Annotated in this window: 22 protein-coding genes; all 22 read right to left on the bottom strand. The window is 49.7% G+C overall.

Going from position 1 to position 15,613, the window contains the following annotated elements:
- Positions 1–12 precede the first annotated feature (12 nt).
- The 22 genes from SELR_RS17660 to SELR_RS05720 all read right to left on the bottom strand — a co-directional run bounded on the left by SELR_RS17660 (position 13) and on the right by SELR_RS05720 (position 15,611).
- Positions 13–2,757, bottom strand: coding sequence for a hypothetical protein (locus SELR_RS17660; RefSeq protein WP_014424282.1), 2,745 nt, complete (start codon positions 2,755–2,757; stop codon positions 13–15).
- A 9-nt stretch (positions 2,758–2,766) separates the two neighbouring features.
- Positions 2,767–2,919, bottom strand: a complete 153-nt coding sequence (locus tag SELR_RS18770; RefSeq protein ID WP_014424281.1) for a hypothetical protein — start codon at positions 2,917–2,919, stop codon at positions 2,767–2,769.
- Between the two features lie 23 nt (positions 2,920–2,942).
- A complete protein-coding gene (locus SELR_RS05805; protein ID WP_014424280.1) occupies positions 2,943–3,257 on the bottom strand; it encodes a hypothetical protein in 315 nt (104 codons plus the stop codon).
- Positions 3,258–3,311: 54 nt separating this feature from the next.
- Positions 3,312–3,869, bottom strand: coding sequence for a major tail protein (locus SELR_RS05800; protein ID WP_014424279.1), 558 nt, complete (start codon positions 3,867–3,869; stop codon positions 3,312–3,314).
- On the bottom strand, positions 3,857–4,243 hold the full coding sequence (gene gp17, locus SELR_RS05795) for a tail completion protein gp17 (protein WP_014424278.1): 387 nt from the start codon (positions 4,241–4,243) through the stop codon (positions 3,857–3,859). The genes SELR_RS05800 and gp17 overlap by 13 nt, the downstream gene beginning before the upstream one ends.
- A gap of 1 nt (position 4,244) precedes the next feature.
- A complete protein-coding gene (locus SELR_RS05790) occupies positions 4,245–4,703 on the bottom strand; it encodes an HK97 gp10 family phage protein (protein ID WP_014424277.1) in 459 nt (152 codons plus the stop codon).
- Positions 4,687–5,073, bottom strand: a complete 387-nt coding sequence (locus SELR_RS05785) for a head-tail adaptor protein (RefSeq protein WP_080585424.1) — start codon at positions 5,071–5,073, stop codon at positions 4,687–4,689. The genes SELR_RS05790 and SELR_RS05785 overlap by 17 nt, the downstream gene beginning before the upstream one ends.
- A complete protein-coding gene (locus tag SELR_RS05780; protein WP_014424275.1) occupies positions 5,070–5,408 on the bottom strand; it encodes a head-tail connector protein in 339 nt (112 codons plus the stop codon). The genes SELR_RS05785 and SELR_RS05780 overlap by 4 nt, the downstream gene beginning before the upstream one ends.
- Positions 5,409–5,426: 18 nt before the next feature.
- The gene (locus SELR_RS05775; RefSeq protein WP_014424274.1) at positions 5,427–6,683 is read right to left on the bottom strand and encodes a phage major capsid protein; all 1,257 of its coding nucleotides are present in this window, start codon (positions 6,681–6,683) and stop codon (positions 5,427–5,429) included.
- Entirely contained in the window at positions 6,680–6,820 is a 141-nt protein-coding gene (locus SELR_RS18765) for a hypothetical protein (RefSeq protein WP_014424273.1), read from the bottom strand. Before SELR_RS18765 ends, SELR_RS05775 begins: the two co-directional genes overlap by 4 nt.
- Positions 6,817–7,527 (bottom strand): head maturation protease, ClpP-related, encoded by a 711-nt coding sequence (locus tag SELR_RS05770; protein WP_014424272.1) that lies wholly within the window; start codon positions 7,525–7,527, stop codon positions 6,817–6,819. Before SELR_RS05770 ends, SELR_RS18765 begins: the two co-directional genes overlap by 4 nt.
- Entirely contained in the window at positions 7,527–8,708 is a 1,182-nt protein-coding gene (locus tag SELR_RS05765) for a phage portal protein (RefSeq protein ID WP_014424271.1), read from the bottom strand. The genes SELR_RS05770 and SELR_RS05765 overlap by 1 nt, the downstream gene beginning before the upstream one ends.
- 3 nt (positions 8,709–8,711) lie before the next feature.
- A complete protein-coding gene (locus SELR_RS05760) occupies positions 8,712–10,400 on the bottom strand; it encodes a terminase large subunit (RefSeq protein WP_014424270.1) in 1,689 nt (562 codons plus the stop codon).
- A gap of 7 nt (positions 10,401–10,407) precedes the next feature.
- Positions 10,408–10,800: a P27 family phage terminase small subunit gene (locus SELR_RS05755; RefSeq protein ID WP_014424269.1), complete on the bottom strand. Its 393-nt coding sequence runs from the start codon at positions 10,798–10,800 to the stop codon at positions 10,408–10,410.
- Positions 10,801–10,862: 62 nt separating this feature from the next.
- On the bottom strand, positions 10,863–11,186 hold the full coding sequence (locus tag SELR_RS05750) for an HNH endonuclease (protein ID WP_014424268.1): 324 nt from the start codon (positions 11,184–11,186) through the stop codon (positions 10,863–10,865).
- A gap of 568 nt (positions 11,187–11,754) precedes the next feature.
- Positions 11,755–11,946: a hypothetical protein gene (locus SELR_RS05745; protein WP_014424266.1), complete on the bottom strand. Its 192-nt coding sequence runs from the start codon at positions 11,944–11,946 to the stop codon at positions 11,755–11,757.
- A gap of 458 nt (positions 11,947–12,404) precedes the next feature.
- On the bottom strand, positions 12,405–12,605 hold the full coding sequence (locus tag SELR_RS05740) for a hypothetical protein (RefSeq protein WP_014424265.1): 201 nt from the start codon (positions 12,603–12,605) through the stop codon (positions 12,405–12,407).
- The gene (locus tag SELR_RS18760; protein ID WP_014424264.1) at positions 12,589–12,768 is read right to left on the bottom strand and encodes a hypothetical protein; all 180 of its coding nucleotides are present in this window, start codon (positions 12,766–12,768) and stop codon (positions 12,589–12,591) included. The genes SELR_RS05740 and SELR_RS18760 overlap by 17 nt, the downstream gene beginning before the upstream one ends.
- Complete coding sequence (locus tag SELR_RS05735; RefSeq protein WP_014424263.1) at positions 12,756–13,043, bottom strand: hypothetical protein; 288 nt, start codon at positions 13,041–13,043, stop codon at positions 12,756–12,758. Before SELR_RS05735 ends, SELR_RS18760 begins: the two co-directional genes overlap by 13 nt.
- A gap of 217 nt (positions 13,044–13,260) precedes the next feature.
- Positions 13,261–13,836, bottom strand: coding sequence for a hypothetical protein (locus SELR_RS05730; RefSeq protein ID WP_014424262.1), 576 nt, complete (start codon positions 13,834–13,836; stop codon positions 13,261–13,263).
- A gap of 21 nt (positions 13,837–13,857) precedes the next feature.
- Positions 13,858–14,154 (bottom strand): anaerobic ribonucleoside-triphosphate reductase, encoded by a 297-nt coding sequence (nrdD, locus tag SELR_RS05725; RefSeq protein ID WP_014424261.1) that lies wholly within the window; start codon positions 14,152–14,154, stop codon positions 13,858–13,860.
- Between the two features lie 38 nt (positions 14,155–14,192).
- Positions 14,193–15,611: a ParB/RepB/Spo0J family partition protein gene (locus SELR_RS05720; RefSeq protein ID WP_014424260.1), complete on the bottom strand. Its 1,419-nt coding sequence runs from the start codon at positions 15,609–15,611 to the stop codon at positions 14,193–14,195.
- Positions 15,612–15,613 lie beyond the last annotated feature (2 nt).

Here is a 15,613-nt window from a genome sequence, read left to right as displayed (position 1 = left end):
ATCAGCACCCCCTTAATTGCTAAAACTCGTGTTCACACGATTCGTCGCATCGCGAACAGCATCCGTAACAGCATTAGATACTTGGTTCGTGATATCGTCCGTCAGCTGTTTTTTCATGGTGTTGTCGAAGACATAAGCCCCACCCAAATTCACATTGATAGACGGACTCACGGTAATCTGGGGAGTCGCATTCTGACGGCTCTGTACTGCTGTCAAAATACTGGATAGATTAGAATTAGCCTGCGACACCTCCGGACTAATCTGACCTAATATATTCGTCACCTCAGAATTTGACTGTGTAATCGCATTTGCGACATTCGCCATTCCACCACCGTCTTTGAGCAGTGATGAACCCCACTCGTTAGCCGATTTCATGGCCTGCTGAAACCCTTGCACCTCGGCCATCGTTGTTCGTTCCCACGGATTCACACCAGCCTCTTGCATCATAGCCGCCCGCAACGCTCTTATCGCGTTCTGCTGACGATTCCCCTGTGACTGGGTGAAATCATACATGCCGTTATTTCCCATCGTCTGTCCACGCATTGCCTGCCGATAGATGTCCAGATACTTTTTCTGCGACGTGAACATGTTTTTAATGGAGTCATTAACAGCCTGCTGCTTTTGCGCTTCTGCTGCTCTGGTCGCCGTGACCTCATCCATGCCCTTCTGGATCCACGCCTTCTTCTCTCGCTCAATCTGGTTCAGCCTCTTGGTAAGCGAATCCGCATAGATGCCATCAAGGTATTCGGCAGTTTCTTTTTCAAACTGCTGCATGATTTTGCCCTTCTTGAGAGCCGCTTCCTGCGCAACGAGACCGGGGTCCGCTCCTTTTTTCAAGGTATCCTCTGCGGCCGTATCTACACCATACAGGGATTTACCCAAATCGCTCATAGACAGACCAGCAATGCTGCGTGTCAGCGCCTTATTTGCCTCCTGAGCCTCTTTAGCGGCCGCTTTCATGGCTTTCTTGATATCGTCGGCAACAGATACCCATGCAGCGGCCTCAGTTTTACCTTCTGCAACAGATGCTTCGACTTTATCCTTGATAGCTTCGAGCTGTTCTTTTAGCTTTTCGCTGGTTGCTTTAGCAAGATTGGTTTCCAATTCTTCCCGAACTTTGGCAGCATCCTCTTCAAGTTTTACAGATTCACCAACTGTCTGCCGTGTCAATTCCTGCTTCTGTTTTTCCAGAGCTTTTTTAGATTCCAGCTCTTGCCGTTCCAGTTCTTTTTTCTGAGCAAGGTATTCGTAATTCTCCCAATCTTTACCCCTGATGCCAGCTTTCGCGCCAAGAATTGCAGCATCTTCCCCAAGGAAGGACATGCCTATACCACCAACAATAGCTCCAGGGATTCCAGCAAGCATCCCGCCGCCAATAACGCCAGAAATAATGGCAGGGATTTTTGATTTATCAAGCCCAGCTCCGCCGCCATTTGCACGGATGATTTTTTCGTCCTCACCTAGTCCGGAAATATCATTCCAGGCTTTTTTCAAATCACCCAATGCCCCAGTCAACGAAACAACTGCCTTAGCAAGGCCACCAATAACATCCCCTGCCGCCGTGCCAAATTCCTTGATACCTTCTTTATTCTCTGCAATCAGTTTTGCACAGTCAGCAAATCCCTGTGTTATCTCTGGCATCATCTCTTTCGCAATTGGCATCATCGCCTGGCCTATCGCACCTGTAAGTTGGGCGGCCTGCATCTGCATAGCTTGCCATTCAATATACAGTTCATGCGCCTCTTTCGGATTCAAAAGACCTGTGGTTTTGATCCGCGAGATAATCTCCATGTTAGTCGCATAGTCTTGTAATAGTGGGACTAATGCCGCCCCCTTCGCTCCTAATGCTTGAGTCACAAATTCAGTTTCTCTGCCAGCCTTGACTGCATTTTGGTAACCTTTGGCCAGCTGCGCTAATTGCTGTTGATAGCCCAGCAGGTTACCTTTATCATCTGTGAGCGTAAATCCAAACTCAGCCATTGCTTGTGACAACGAGTTTTGAGTTTTTGCCGCAGCCAGAGCCTGCTTATCAAGTCTCGCAAACAACGGAATAACCGAGTTAATATCCGTTCCGGATAGCTGAAATACTTTCGATAGCTGCGAAGCCTCTGCCGTCGTTGTATGAAGTCTGGTCGATAACTTATATAAGTCATTGCCAGCTTTCATCGCCTTGTCTGTCAAAGCGAATATGCCAGCGCCTGCCGTTATCCCTGCGACAACACCAGTGATAGCAGTATTGAGCTTTCCGATAGCACCGACAGTACCAGTGACCTTGCCTGTAACGGTGTTAAAGCCATTTGCAAGCGTTCCCAGCGCCGAAGTCGATGCCGTTGCCGTTTTCGCGAGTTCCCCATTGACCTGTGCAATCTGTGCTTTGAGCCGTTCTATATCCCTCAACTGATAAAGGCGTTTGGTATCCACTCCTCTGGTCAGCGAATGGTCTGTCCCATAAGTTTTGGCATTGGCTTGGTAAGCCCGATTCAATATTTCCAGCTTTTTCTGCTGCACCGCCAATTCATCATTGAGTGCTTTTTCACGAGCCTTCAATGCCTCCACGGACTTTCCTGCTGCTTCCAAGCGGGTCACATCAATATCCGCCTTGAGTCTTATCTGATTAGCTTCACTATTAAGCCTGGACATAGCCTGCCGGACAGTCTGCCCGGCCGTCTGAAAGCCCATCTCCAAGTCTGCAACATTGAGCCCCAAGGACAGGTAGAGGGAATCCACCTCCTGCCCCATCGCGTCCTTCTTAGCCATGCCCTCACCTCACAGAATATCGTCTATATACGCTTCATCTTTGCCAGCCTCTATGCGCTCAAGGACACACAGCTGATCCAGCAGGAAGCCCATATCGGTTTCATCTATCTCCCGTACTGTCCAGCCGTATGCTTCCTGATACCTGGCATAGAGCCGGAGCATTTGCTCATACGGAGAAAGGTCTATTACCCTTCCTCCGCTTCGGCGTTTGGGAGCTTCTTCAATTTCTCATTTGCCACGCCGATAACATAGCCCGCCGCCTCCATATACATGGGCAGCACATCGGCAGGGTCCATATCATCAGCAGATTCCAGACCGAACATCTCTGCAATCACTGCAGCGTGCTCTGTCATGAGCTTGGATATAGTCCAGTCAGTTTTGTCCAGCTCATCATATTCCGCCACCCGGCGCCACATTTTCATATTTGGCCTGGGCAGAGTTACTTCTCTACCATCGATCAGTGTCATACTGGGAATTACCATTTCTTTCTTCATTGCCATACCATTCACCTCAAAGAAAACAGCGGCAGGTATTCATCCTGCCGCCCAACATCATCAAGACGGCTCTACTGCCGAATACCATCCTGCAATCAAAGTCGCGCTTTCCGTGTTGTCGCTATCTGCGACACGCTTCCAGGCACCATCGTACTCTCTGGCCACGAAGCGACCTTCCAGCTTGGGCGTGGTATAAGTGACCGACTCGCCCTTGGTTTGCATGGTCTCCTGTGTGGGAGCAAACTTGCCTTTCAGGAGCTTCACATAGCGGGTATTCCCGTTATGTTTCTTGGCTTCAAACATGAGCGCCACATAAGGTGCCGTATCAGAAGCCTTGGCCTCCAGCTGCTTGGTGGTGGAATTCACAGTATGGCCCAGCAGAGCCGCCTGATCCTCCAGCTTCAAGTCGCAGGATTCCACCGTCACAGTGATTTCAGACATGGAAGAATCTGCAGCGAAAGGCGCATCATCGCCGTAGAGCGTGGCGAAATTCACGCTCGGATTCATATCCACACTGACAGCCCCTGCAATCTTCACAGGCGTGCCATATGTGACACCACTGGAAGTATCGCTGGACAGAGTCGCATAATACAAATTTTTGAGACCTACTGTTGCCACGTTGAATCAACTCCTATCCTGTAATCTACAATTAATGTTTTTTCACCATTTTCCATATAAGGAATGGCCTGAACTCTAAAAAAGCCCAGTCCCTCCATAATCCGATGAACTTGCCGATAGATACCACCATACTGACCATCCAGCGTGGTGATATGAATTCTGACTGTCACTCGATGACTGATTTCCCCATCATCTCCAGCTAATGCCGGAACATCGGAAATGGGGGTATAAACCAGAAATGGGCAACGGTCTTCTTTATCCCCTGGGGCCTGTAAATGGTATACGGATTTCGCTCCCTTAGCCAGCAATGCAACCAAGGCTGAATCATTGGTCAACGCCGTATAAACTTGTGCTTCAAGTTCAATAGTCTCCACGTTACCTCCCCCTTGCTATTGCCTGCCGAATAGCATCCGATACGCTTCTTATCACCATTTCCCTATTTGCCTCCAACGCCGGATACAAGAACGGCCGATTCACCCGCGGGGAGAATTCCACAATCTGGCCATAGAGGAAACCATCTTTAGATTTTGCATCAGCGCTGATTTTGTAGACTGTTCCCTTGCTGTTCGGTTCTGCCTTGATGGAGTCGCGCAATGCTCCCGGATTCACTCCGGCTGCCATATAGGTCCTGCCATTTTTCTTGTGTCCCGCATAAACAGGGCACCGACTTTTGGCATCCCGGACAACAGCCTCAGCCGCCTGGCCTAAAGCCGTCTTTGCCGCATCAAGAACATGATTCCCCAGTTCCTTAAGCACTTGCTCGGTCTTGGCGGTGCTCACATGCCCACGGGAAAAGCTTTTATCACGATAATGATTTTTACGTTGCCGCCCCATCAGCCAACACCTCCTGACACTCCAGCACCGTCCATGTACGGGCAGATTCTGCATCATAGGCAGGTTTTATCATGCGCAGCCGCTTTCCCCGCCAGAGCACTTCATCATCCGGCAGGATATCGGTACGGTAGCGAACCACCACCCGGTAGTCCACCTGGTTCATTCGCTCCACGCCCTCCTGAATACGTGCCCCATAAGGATAAACCTTGGCCCATACCATGCAGCGGACTTCATCTTCACCGTCTACAATGTTGCCGCAGGAATCCCGCGTCCTGGCATGATAGACAATGCTGATTCGTTCCGTGAGGTCATCCATGGTCGTTCTCATCAGAGTACCTTTCATTCTCATCAGAGTACCTTTCATTCTCATGGATCTCCCTCCGTTTCCTCAGCGGATTCATCTTCCGCATAATAAGCACCACCCATAGCTATCTGGCTGGTCAACTGCGTTACGGCAAAAGGCACCTCGACCACCGCCGTAGCAAGTGGCTGCCTGCACTCATACCAATGAGCCACCAGCATCTTCACCGCCTGCTGGAAGAGCATATCCCCAGCAATATCCACATATTCACCAGCATCCAGCACATAATTCTTGCCCGTCTCCCGGCGAATCAGGAGTTCGGCGGCATCGATGTAACTTTGAAGCAGTTCATCCTCCTCATTCCCGTCAATGCGCAGATGCTGCTTTAACAAGGTCATATCCATCACTGCCGCCTCCTTTCCTTAAGATGCTGCTTCTTTAATGAGAACAAAAGCCTTGGTGGTGAGCAAATCGCCGTCAAGAATAGCATAGCCCATATAATCCGTGCTGCGGGCCAGCGTATGTTCTTCGGTGTAGATGGACACATCCTGATTGCGGTTCATCACATAGGCGCGACGCACGTTGCCGATCAGGAAGGAGCCTGTCGGAATTGCATCTTCTTCCACAACTTCCCGGCCAAAGAGACGGCCAATGGTCTGTCCCGTGGGGTCAGGAATAAAGATGGGCTGTTTCTGCGTGGTGGTGATGTTGGCCAGCTGATTCCAGATATCGGAGTTCTTGGCGTAAATCTTCACACCGTCCATATAGCCGGACTTGATTTTGCCCAGAGCCGCCGTGATATTGGCATAAGCCACACTGCCACCATGCGTATAGGTCACTACCTGCGGGGTGTTGGTTTCACCCTTCAGGCGGGTGATGATGCCATAAGGCTGTGCCTTGAAGGTGTCACCCACGCCCGGAATGCCCTTACCGCTGACAATGGCGTTGGCGATGGCAGCGCCCATGCGTTCCGCAATCTTGGTCGTGATGTAGGTCAGGAAAGCGTCAATGCTCATGGTCTTGAGCTTCCAGGACACCGTGATGGCCTTGACCAGTTCATGGCCAGCCAGCGTTATATTACTGAGGCTCAACGTTCCGCTGGTAGCTGCAGTGTCTTCATCCACCCATGCCGCATCGCCGCTGTTGCCGGTTTCTTTGGGGATTTCCAGATTGCCCGGTACATCGGTGAAATCTACTTCGCCAATGATGGGGTGAAGCTCGGCCATTTCCTGCCAAATCTCCTGCTTCATGGTGGTCGGGATAACCACCTGATTGCCAGATGCCTTATTAGCCACCGTAGCAAAAGCACCATGATTGACCTGGGCGAAAATATCACTTTCATCAGCAGTCAAAGTCCGCTTCATCAGCGTTTTGGCAAAAGCCGTGCGATACATCTCCTCACGAGCTTTGCCCTCATCGACAGCAGGAGCAACAGCCACCACAGGACCGGCCACTGCAGCCTTAATAGCCTGTGGCGCTACCGGGGCAGCAGGTTTAGCCACGCCAGTTTCCAATGCCGCCAAGTTGGCAGCTTCTGCCTGCGCTGCCTCATAGGCAGTGTCCAATTCTTCAATGGAGGCACGAGCCTTTTTGGCTTCGTCCACCTTGCCAGCGTCAAGCGCTGCTTTGGCCTGAGCCATCAGTTCATCTCTCTGGGCTTTGTAATCTTCGTAGTTCATTTTTCTTTGTCTCCCTTCTCTGTGCTCTTATCGGCACTCTTGTCAGCACCCTTCTTCTCCTTCTTGCCAGTATCGGCTTTGACCTCAGGATTTACCTGAGCACCTTCCCGATACCGTTTAAGTTCTTCCGGCGTCATGACCGACAACCTCCTTTCATATCCAGGAGCGCCAGCCGCTCCCGTTCCACTTCTACGGCAGCTTTTGCTTTCTGCTCAGCCAACCACAATCCCGGTGGGATATTCTTGAACCGTGCCATGGCGTCATCGTCAGCCTTTGCCGCAATTTCAGCCGCCGGCATGGTAGAAATCTTATGGAATGCTTCCGCCGCCTCAGCCCCGGTGAACCATTTTTCCATATCCATGTACTCAATGATTTGATCCCGGCTGATAGCTGCAGCCGCTTCGTAAACAGACAGCATCGCATCGTCCATAGAGCGGAGCATTCCCACCACATTCTCCAGCTCATTGACATTGCCCACGGCACTTGTCCAGGCATGATGAATCATGAAGAACGCATTTTCCGGAATGATTACCTTATCCCCGGCCAGTGCTATGACGGAAGCCGCCGATGCCGCCAAACCATCTACATAGACAACCTTCTCTCCCTGATAACGGGAAAGCATATTGTAGATGGCCATGCAGGCGCATACGCTGCCGCCCGCAGAATTGATGTAGATATCCAGCGGGCCTGTCTGGCCGGACAGGAAATCCCTGATGCGTTCCGGGTATTGGTCTGTATTATCCCAAGCCCCCCACCAGCTACTGACGATATCACCATAGAAATAGAGTTTCCCTCTATTCCCTTGCTTGGTGATGGTTGTGGCCTGTTCTATTGTCGTCTGCATTATTCGTCACCCCCTTCCGCAGTTTTGCCATCTGTAACCTGAGCCGTATCCAATCGCCGGATAGGTGTATCGCCGTCCTCGATGGGCCCAAGGTTCAATACCTTTCGCCACTCGTTCGGTGTCATACTGCCACGGTCCACCATCTGCACCAGATTCAGCTTGTTGGCCATGCTGGCATATTGCAGGCTGGAAGTTTCAAAAACAATACGGTTCCCATGAGCGCGTTCTCGCCGGGAGAAAATCTTGCGGGTCAGTTCATGAGAAAACTGCGTAGCAAAAGGCTCAATCTCCGACTCGTAATAGGCGTTCCATTGGTCTTCATCATATTTCGATTGAACAATGGCCTCATTGGTGCCGAAGATGTTATAGATGCGGTTCAACGCCCTGTCCATCTGCGCCGCATTCGGCAGTTTATCATCAGGGTGAATCTGCTCGGCATCAGCCTTGGTATCGACAGCGGCCACGCCAGTGCTGTTCTCTGACTGGTCAAGGAAGGCTTTGGCGAACATTTCCACCTGTCTCTTCTTATCCGGCTCAGCCAGAGGAGATTTGAACTTCAGCAGCCAACGGATAGTAGCGCTGTTCTTGATGCTGGAAACCATGCCCTGGTCTGTGGCATTGATGACTTCCATCAACGGTTTGAGCATCTCCATATTGGAACTGCCGAACACATCATTCTCGCCATAATCCTGACGCAGGTGAATCACGTCCGAATAGTAGAAAGTCAGGACATGCCCGTTCTTCATGGTGAATTCCAGAAACAGTACACCGTTCTTGTCATACTTGGCCTGTACGCCTACCGCATTGATGGGATAGATTTCCCGGGCATAACCGCCCGCATCCCGCAGAATGAACGCAAAAGCATTATTGTTCAGCTTGAACTGGATAGCCAGCCGCTCCTGCATCATCTGCCCGGTCATATATGGATTAGGTTCTTCCAGCAAAACCCGCACATAAGAATCCGGATTGATAAGCGTCTCGCCTTTACTATTTTCCCTGACCTGCTTCGGCACCAGCTTTCCCGCCGACTTATAAAACGGCCGCAGGCAGGCGCGGATAATATCGCTGCGGTAAAGGTCACCATTCCAGGAATAGAACCCATTACCTGTCGAACTGACCATGGCCAGCCGGGTTTCTTCCGGGCCGCCCAACCATGTCTTGATTTTATCGAAAATCCACACGCATCACTCACCTCCTTCTTCCACATGGTCATCTACCATGCTGATATATTCTTCCAAATGCCGGGTGTAGACCACATAAGCGTCCAAGAGGGCCGCAAAGCCATCAATACGTCGCCGCTGGTTGTTGTTCTTGCACGGCTGGATATTCAGGTTCTTATCCACGTCAATGGCCACATTGGACATGCACCATTTGAGAATCGGATTGTTGTTGTAGACAATATGGTTGGCCCGGAGTTCTGCCGCCAGTTCCTTCATCGGATTGGACAAAGTAACTTTTCCCTGCCGGACTTCCTCCATGATTTCCCCGAAGGTTGCTTCCATGTCACTTTTCCAGTAAGGAGCGCCCCACGGATCATATCCAACCCATGTGATATAAAGGCCATGTTCTGCCTGCATCTCAGCGAACCAGGCAGTCACATCCTTATACTCAACACGATTGCCGGGACATGCTCTGAGAATTCCTTGTTCCCGCCAAAGGTCATAGGGAATCTTATCCTCAGCCACCCGCTTTTCGATAAGCTCTTCCGGCATCCAGTACATCTGCAGCACATACAAATGATTGTCATGCTTGAGCCGATAGATGATAACCGCCGCCGTAAGGTCAGTGGTAGCAGACAGGTCAGCTCCGCCGATAGCATAGCAGGGAGCCTGCTCCTCGATATCAAATACCGCCTCATTATTGAGTTCCTCAAATTCCAGCCAAGCTTCGCTGGAGGTTTCCCTCACATCAAAATCCTTGGTCAACAGATTCTTGACCAGCTTGATATCAGCCTGAGCTTTTCGGACTTTATCTTCCAACTGGTCAAGCTTTTTGATTGTTCCCAGTCCGGGATTAGCCTTTGGCCAACATTCCGGCTGTGTCCATTCGCCCCTTGTGTCCAATTCGTACACAATCGGTAAGACGCGATCATCCTGCGGGAGGTTCGGATCATCATAGCCTTTGATGATGTTCGCATACTCATCATACTTTTGGTCATATACTGCTTCCCGGATAGTGCCCGCCGTAGACGTAATGAAAATCATGGGTTGTTCACGGGCGCTGGTGCCGTCTACGATGACATCATAGAGTCCCCGGCTTTTCCAGGCATGGATTTCATCCAGCAATGCACCGTGTACGTTCAACCCGTCCAATGTATCGGAATCACTGCCCAATGGCTTGAAGGTACTGTCGTTATAATCCGAATTGAGTTCTGCCACCAAGGGTTTTATCTTGGCACGCAGAACCGGCGATTTATTGACCATACGTTTGGCTTCCAGCCAGATAATTTTCGCCTGGTCTTTCTTGGTGGCCGCTGCATAAACTTCTGCCCCTGGTTCCTGATCGGCTATCATCAGATAAATGCCGATGGCGGCCGCCAAAGTAGACTTGCCATTCTTACGGGCCACAATCAACGCCACTTCCCGGAAACGACGTGTGCCGTCAATCTTGTGAATGAAGCCAAACATAGCCGCCACCAGCGCTTTCTGCCACAGCTCCAATATGAAAGGGTTGCCGCCCGCGGGGCCTTTGCTATGCTTGCAGAACCGTTCGATAAAAATTACGGCATGGTCTGCCCGGCGCTCATCGAATTCCCATGGGCATTCCATATCGCTCATATCGGCGACCAGCTTTCGATAAACCCGCTCAACCTTTTTGGATACCACCACCTCGCCAGAAACAATCTGTCCCAGGTATGCTCTCACATAATTCATCTGCGCATCACCTGTCCATCACGAATTTATCAAACTCATCCACCTTGGACGTATCCTCCTCCTCGGGGATAGAACTCAATAACTGCTTCATGACTGCAGCATAGTTCTTGGCCATGGTGTTATAGATATCCACCTCCGGGCTTTTCTTGGTTCCCCACTGGTTCTCACCATTCTGATATTCACATACCGGGCCATTCTGATTGATGGCCTCCTCCAAGTCTTCCAGTGTGATGCGCATAAAGGCGGCCCGATGCATTAGCGGCTCATTGAATTTCTTCACCTTCGGCTGCATCGTTGACAAGCTCCGCCGAAGAGTCAGGAATTCTTTCCGGATTCGTTCTTCTTTGGGTAACTTATCCGATGATGCCGCTTTCTTCTTGGATTTCTTTCCTTCTGCCATGCACCACACCCCCCTTCAAAGTTATGCTGTGCGTTTTTTGAAGCTCTGGGCGCGGTGGAGCTTCAAAAACGCTCCACATTTTTGAACGGGGGGGATTGCATTCTGACCAGCTGCCCCGAACCGTCAAACTCCAAACCTTCTCTGACGCTTGCTGCTTTCGCATGGATACGATTGTGACAGTCAATGCAGAGAGCCATGAGGTTATCCTGTCCCAGGGCAATGTCCTGATTATTGATGTTCTCTGGTGTCAGCCAGATTTTGTGGTGGATAATCTTGGCCGGCCGCCCGCACTTCTCGCAGACTCCATAATGGAGCTGCATCGCTAATCTTTGTGCTTTTTTCCAAGCAGCACTATGATAAAACGCATCAGCAAAATCCCTTGCCACCGATTCACCATCCCCAATCTCTCAGCACATCAAAAAGGCACTGCCTTAATCGACAGTGCCTTGATTTTGGTCACAATTTTTCCGTATTTTTAGTATATCATGGAAAAATCACGCCGTAAATATCACCTTTTTTAGCCTGAAACGTATCAAAATATATTCTTTCAGGACCAAAATTGGCATAATTTGCCCCAGCATATATCTTTGTGGTATACTCTTACTCGTACTATCACATAGGAAGCGGTTAGCCCTCTACGGAGGGACTGTGACTCTCCGATGACATAGAAACCCGCAAGGGAATTTATGAGGGGAGGAGCTGATGCCATGTCAGTATTGGATCTGATGGCCGTCCTCGGCTATACAGCAACGATATTTAGCATTGGATATATGCTTGGCTACAATGCCAACAAACAGAAATGACCGCTCTTAGCCTGAGAAACTAAGCGGTCATTCGATCAAATTATGGTTCGGGCTAACTGTTCCCGTGTGATGGTACTTTTTCTATGTTCATTATATCTTATATGTAATACAAATTCAAGGGGCAGTATTTCCAACCACCCCCCTATCATTTTTATTGGATTGCCATCATCCTTGCCGCCCGCTCCGGATTATCTTTGAGGATTTTGGCAAATGCCTTAATGACTTCCCATTCTCCATCAGATGCCCGCAATGAACGCATGCGTCTCTCAGTTCCATCAGCTGCAGCAGGTCTACGGCCAGCTCCCTCGCGAGCGCCACCCCATCCATTTTTATTCTCACTCATACCTTACCCCTCCATTTCGCATACCCGAATAAGCTCCACACGGCAATCAGGGAAATCAATATCCCCCAGTCTAAAATGTCGAAAGTTGCTACTGACTTGCCATGTAATACGCCGATACTCCCCAGCGTACAGATTAATACGAAAAGATTTATCTTTTTCATGTCTCCGAAACATGGTATAATTGAGGTGCAAGGAACCTCTTGCGAGGCTCCCTGCTTTGTTTAGAACTGGCTACCCATCATCCTTTGATTGCCTTTATTAAGGCAATCACCGTGAGAAGGTTTACGATGATGTTGGTGGCCTTTTCTGCTACCTCAAGGTATTCCAAGTTTCTTCCCTCCTTTCCTTTAGCTTAATTTAATTATATCATTTCTTACTTGATTTGTCAATACTTTTTCAAGATAATTCTATAATATTTTTACCCGCAAGCCCTTATTTTTCAAGGCTTGCGGGTATTTTTATACTTCCTTCATCTGCTTCTTTTTCGCATATTCAATCAAGTCATTTTCGGCTTCCTCAATACTATCCCGCCATGGTAAAACCTTCACGCAATGCCAGCCACCTGCTTTTGGTTTGAGATACCTGGCCTTGAACCGTGTCCCCAGTCCCGCCATGACCTTATATCTCCAGCCTCGGGAATCCTCATACATCAAGCCCATCTTTTCCACGCTCCTTCTCCAACTCTGCCAGTCTTTCCGCCCGCTCGGCTTCGATGCTGCGAATCATTATTTCCTGTTTTATTAATGCCCAAAAGAGTATCGCAATAATCATCCAACTCATAATAAGCCCTATTAGATAATGTTCCTCACTCACTTCTCCCATCTCACCTTCCCTGCTGCAATCATTTCTTCGGCGTTCTTGTAACCGTGGGTTCGGGCATGATAATTTGTGATGATATCCATGTATTCGCCACAGATGAGGCATATTCCCGGACTCCAGCGAGTCTTTTTCTTGTTGCGCGGCAATGCCACATTGGGCTTTTTGCGTTCATGGAAAAACATTTCACAGGACACATCATGGTTCTGTCGAATCCCCTGCTCTGCCGCCCGCGAGATGTGTACGCCTTTCTTCATGGTTCGTTTTTGGCTATAGTGCAAAGTCCTGCCCTCCTGTTCCATAATTCTATCGCATACTCCAGATTGGCTCTGTCACACAGAATCTTGTTGAAGCACTCTATGCAGCCAACATAATATCAGCCGTCCTTCTGTGGCCTTATGCTGGTGTTTCCCGCCTTACAGGAAGGGCAAGGCCCCAACTTTATGCCGGCCAGTTCTTCTTCGGATAAGTTCGCCACAGGATCATCCCCAATCCATCTCAGCGAGCCAGCGCATCTGCTCCATAGAGCGTTACATTTATGATATCCAGCAATCGCCCCAGCTGTCTGGAAACCGTGGTCACTCCACATGGGATTTTATCTGCGATTTCCTCATGGGTCATGTGCTGGAAAAATTTCATCTCGATAATGGGATAATATTGGTCAGCCCGGACACTATCCAACGCCACCTCAATTTCCCTGACTTCGCGTGTATCCCGGTCAATCTTCATTTCCACAGTATGAATTTTAGCCGCCCGCAAATCCTCCACATCAGGCTTTTCCCATTCCCTGATATCCCCATGGAACTCCACGATGCTTTTGGACTTGCCCATGTCCTCCTTCCGGATATCGTCAATATCCTTCCTGTAGCGTTCAATGTTGGCCTTCAAAATTGGATAGCTATAAAGCCGCTTCATGGTCATTTTCGTCCAATTCTTTTGCGTCTTTTTGCCCGCCAGAATCAGCCTGCGGCCCACTTCCTCCATCTTATGCTCTACAGCTTCTTCGATAAGCCCCTGTAATTCAGTTTTTTCCTGTTTTGTGTCCGAATTGGACACATTTTTTTCATTCTGCATGATAATCCCCTTCTTTCCGGGCTATACCCGAATATGTTTCACCCGGTCATGTTCCTCCGCCTGTTTGGCATTGTTCCAGCGGTCAATCGTTCCCACCAGATACCCGGTTATCCGGCGTATACGCTCGAATTTTTCGCCCTTGCAGGTGTAAGTCAGCGTTATCTCATCAGAACCAGCAGGAGCAATTTCCAGCTTTGTCAGCTTCATTCCCTTCTCCTTCTCAACGAATTCTATATAGCTGGCGGCTTCGGTTTCGTCCATATCGGGAATATCATAGATCTCCACATGCACGTCAAAGATTTTGTACACAGAAACCATTTTTATCACCCCCTTCCCCGGAGGGTTCAACCTGAAAATTATTTGCCGCCCGCTTCCTGGTCAAAAAGCTCTTCCCAGTCTCCCAAACGGGCCGTAATGTCCGCAATTTCCTGTTTGGCCATGATGATATACTCATTGAAAATACCGGCCATTACGCTATGTGTGCTTATTCTTATCGGTGACTCCAGATTCATCTTCACCTGCATGACTTCATATTCCACCTGGCAGTTCAGACTCTTGACCACTTCCCGCAAAGCCCGTTTGCGCAGCCACATGGCCCGCATATCCTCTATCTCCAGTTCCTCACCACCAATATCCTCGGCGGGCGGTTCCGTCGCCGTTTCCTCTTTGTCGTGGGCATTTTCGTCTGTTGATGGTTCTGCTTGTGATTCTGCCTGAGGTTCTGCCGGCTTCGGTTCGGCAGGCTTTTCTTTTGCTACCGGGCAGCCTACGACACTATAGCCGCTCTCCCATAAAGCTTCATGCAGGGTGGGATAATAATGGGACAATTCGACCATAATCCCTTCTATGGCTTTCTGGCTGGAATCATAGGGGAAATTATAGTTTATATCCGAAACTGCCCCGGCATTATTGGATTTGTATTGATAGCCGGCATAGTATTTACCATCTTTTTCCACATACTGAATGGTCAGTGTCATATTGAATCGTGGTTTGATATGCAGCATATACTCCATCTGCATGGGCAGTGCCATTTCAGACTCTTCCGCTGCCTTCCGCACCTCAGCCTGTTTCTGCCGCACCACAATATCCCTTATGGTGATTGTCTGTCCCTGGCTTAATTTTTCAGCCAATGCCGCCTGTTCCTCTGCAGACAACCTGGCGGCTTCATAGGCTACGCTGATACCGATTTCGCTATTTTCAAAAGCCGCCCGCAATACTTCATTGTTCAGCCCCTTGGAAATGACATTGTAACGCCCCAGCTGCCCTGTGGTCGTCCCTAACATCTTCGCAGCAATATCCCGCACCCGCCCGCTGATTTGCTTACGCTCCTTTAGCTGATTGAGAATGAACGTTGCCCGCCCTGCCTGCCGCATCTTTTCAGCTTCAGACAGGACACGGGCCGTACTGTTGGTCTGGATCAGGAACAGCTCCTGCAGCAGGTCATCTGGTTCCGTCATGACCATACAGGGCATCTGTGCAAATTCGGTATGCCCTTCCTCGACCAACTTCATGCAGGCCAGCCTGCGGCGGTGCCCTGCAATGATGACATGGTTGCCATTCTCATCGGCGGCAGCCACCACCGCATTCTGCAGCACCTTCCCCGTCAGCAGGATGGAGCGGGCTAGTTCTTCAATCTCCCCGGTCTCGTAAATCAGCTCATTGGCAGGATTGGGAATCATCTTCTCCAGTGGTATGTTCTGGAGCTCATATTTGCCTTTTCCTGCCGCCTGTGCCTTGCTCTTGTTGTTCATCAAGGTCATCATGTCAAATGCCATTG

Source organism: Selenomonas ruminantium subsp. lactilytica TAM6421 (genome assembly GCF_000284095.1).
GTDB classification, from domain to species: domain Bacteria; phylum Bacillota; class Negativicutes; order Selenomonadales; family Selenomonadaceae; genus Selenomonas_A; species Selenomonas_A lactilytica.
Note: the sequence above shows the minus strand (reverse complement) of the source record. Positions and strands in the feature narration are given on the sequence as shown.

Coding starts and splice junctions, on each gene's coding strand:
- SELR_RS05785 (WP_080585424.1), bottom strand. CDS start 5,073: ATGAGAATGAAAGGTACTCTGATGAGAATGAAAGGTACTCTGATGAGA.
- SELR_RS05775 (WP_014424274.1), bottom strand. CDS start 6,683: ATGAACTACGAAGATTACAAAGCCCAGAGAGATGAACTGATGGCTCAG.
- SELR_RS05805 (WP_014424280.1), bottom strand. CDS start 3,257: ATGGCAATGAAGAAAGAAATGGTAATTCCCAGTATGACACTGATCGAT.
- SELR_RS05770 (WP_014424272.1), bottom strand. CDS start 7,527: ATGCAGACGACAATAGAACAGGCCACAACCATCACCAAGCAAGGGAAT.
- SELR_RS18760 (WP_014424264.1), bottom strand. CDS start 12,768: ATGGGAGAAGTGAGTGAGGAACATTATCTAATAGGGCTTATTATGAGT.
- SELR_RS05730 (WP_014424262.1), bottom strand. CDS start 13,836: ATGCAGAATGAAAAAAATGTGTCCAATTCGGACACAAAACAGGAAAAA.
- SELR_RS18765 (WP_014424273.1), bottom strand. CDS start 6,820: ATGACGCCGGAAGAACTTAAACGGTATCGGGAAGGTGCTCAGGTAAAT.
- SELR_RS05740 (WP_014424265.1), bottom strand. CDS start 12,605: ATGGGCTTGATGTATGAGGATTCCCGAGGCTGGAGATATAAGGTCATG.
- SELR_RS05760 (WP_014424270.1), bottom strand. CDS start 10,400: ATGAATTATGTGAGAGCATACCTGGGACAGATTGTTTCTGGCGAGGTG.
- SELR_RS05780 (WP_014424275.1), bottom strand. CDS start 5,408: ATGGATATGACCTTGTTAAAGCAGCATCTGCGCATTGACGGGAATGAG.
- SELR_RS05790 (WP_014424277.1), bottom strand. CDS start 4,703: ATGGGGCGGCAACGTAAAAATCATTATCGTGATAAAAGCTTTTCCCGT.
- nrdD (WP_014424261.1), bottom strand. CDS start 14,154: ATGGTTTCTGTGTACAAAATCTTTGACGTGCATGTGGAGATCTATGAT.
- SELR_RS17660 (WP_014424282.1), bottom strand. CDS start 2,757: ATGGCTAAGAAGGACGCGATGGGGCAGGAGGTGGATTCCCTCTACCTG.
- SELR_RS05745 (WP_014424266.1), bottom strand. CDS start 11,946: ATGAGTGAGAATAAAAATGGATGGGGTGGCGCTCGCGAGGGAGCTGGC.
- SELR_RS18770 (WP_014424281.1), bottom strand. CDS start 2,919: ATGCTCCGGCTCTATGCCAGGTATCAGGAAGCATACGGCTGGACAGTA.
- SELR_RS05755 (WP_014424269.1), bottom strand. CDS start 10,800: ATGGCAGAAGGAAAGAAATCCAAGAAGAAAGCGGCATCATCGGATAAG.
- SELR_RS05720 (WP_014424260.1), bottom strand. CDS start 15,611: ATGGCATTTGACATGATGACCTTGATGAACAACAAGAGCAAGGCACAG.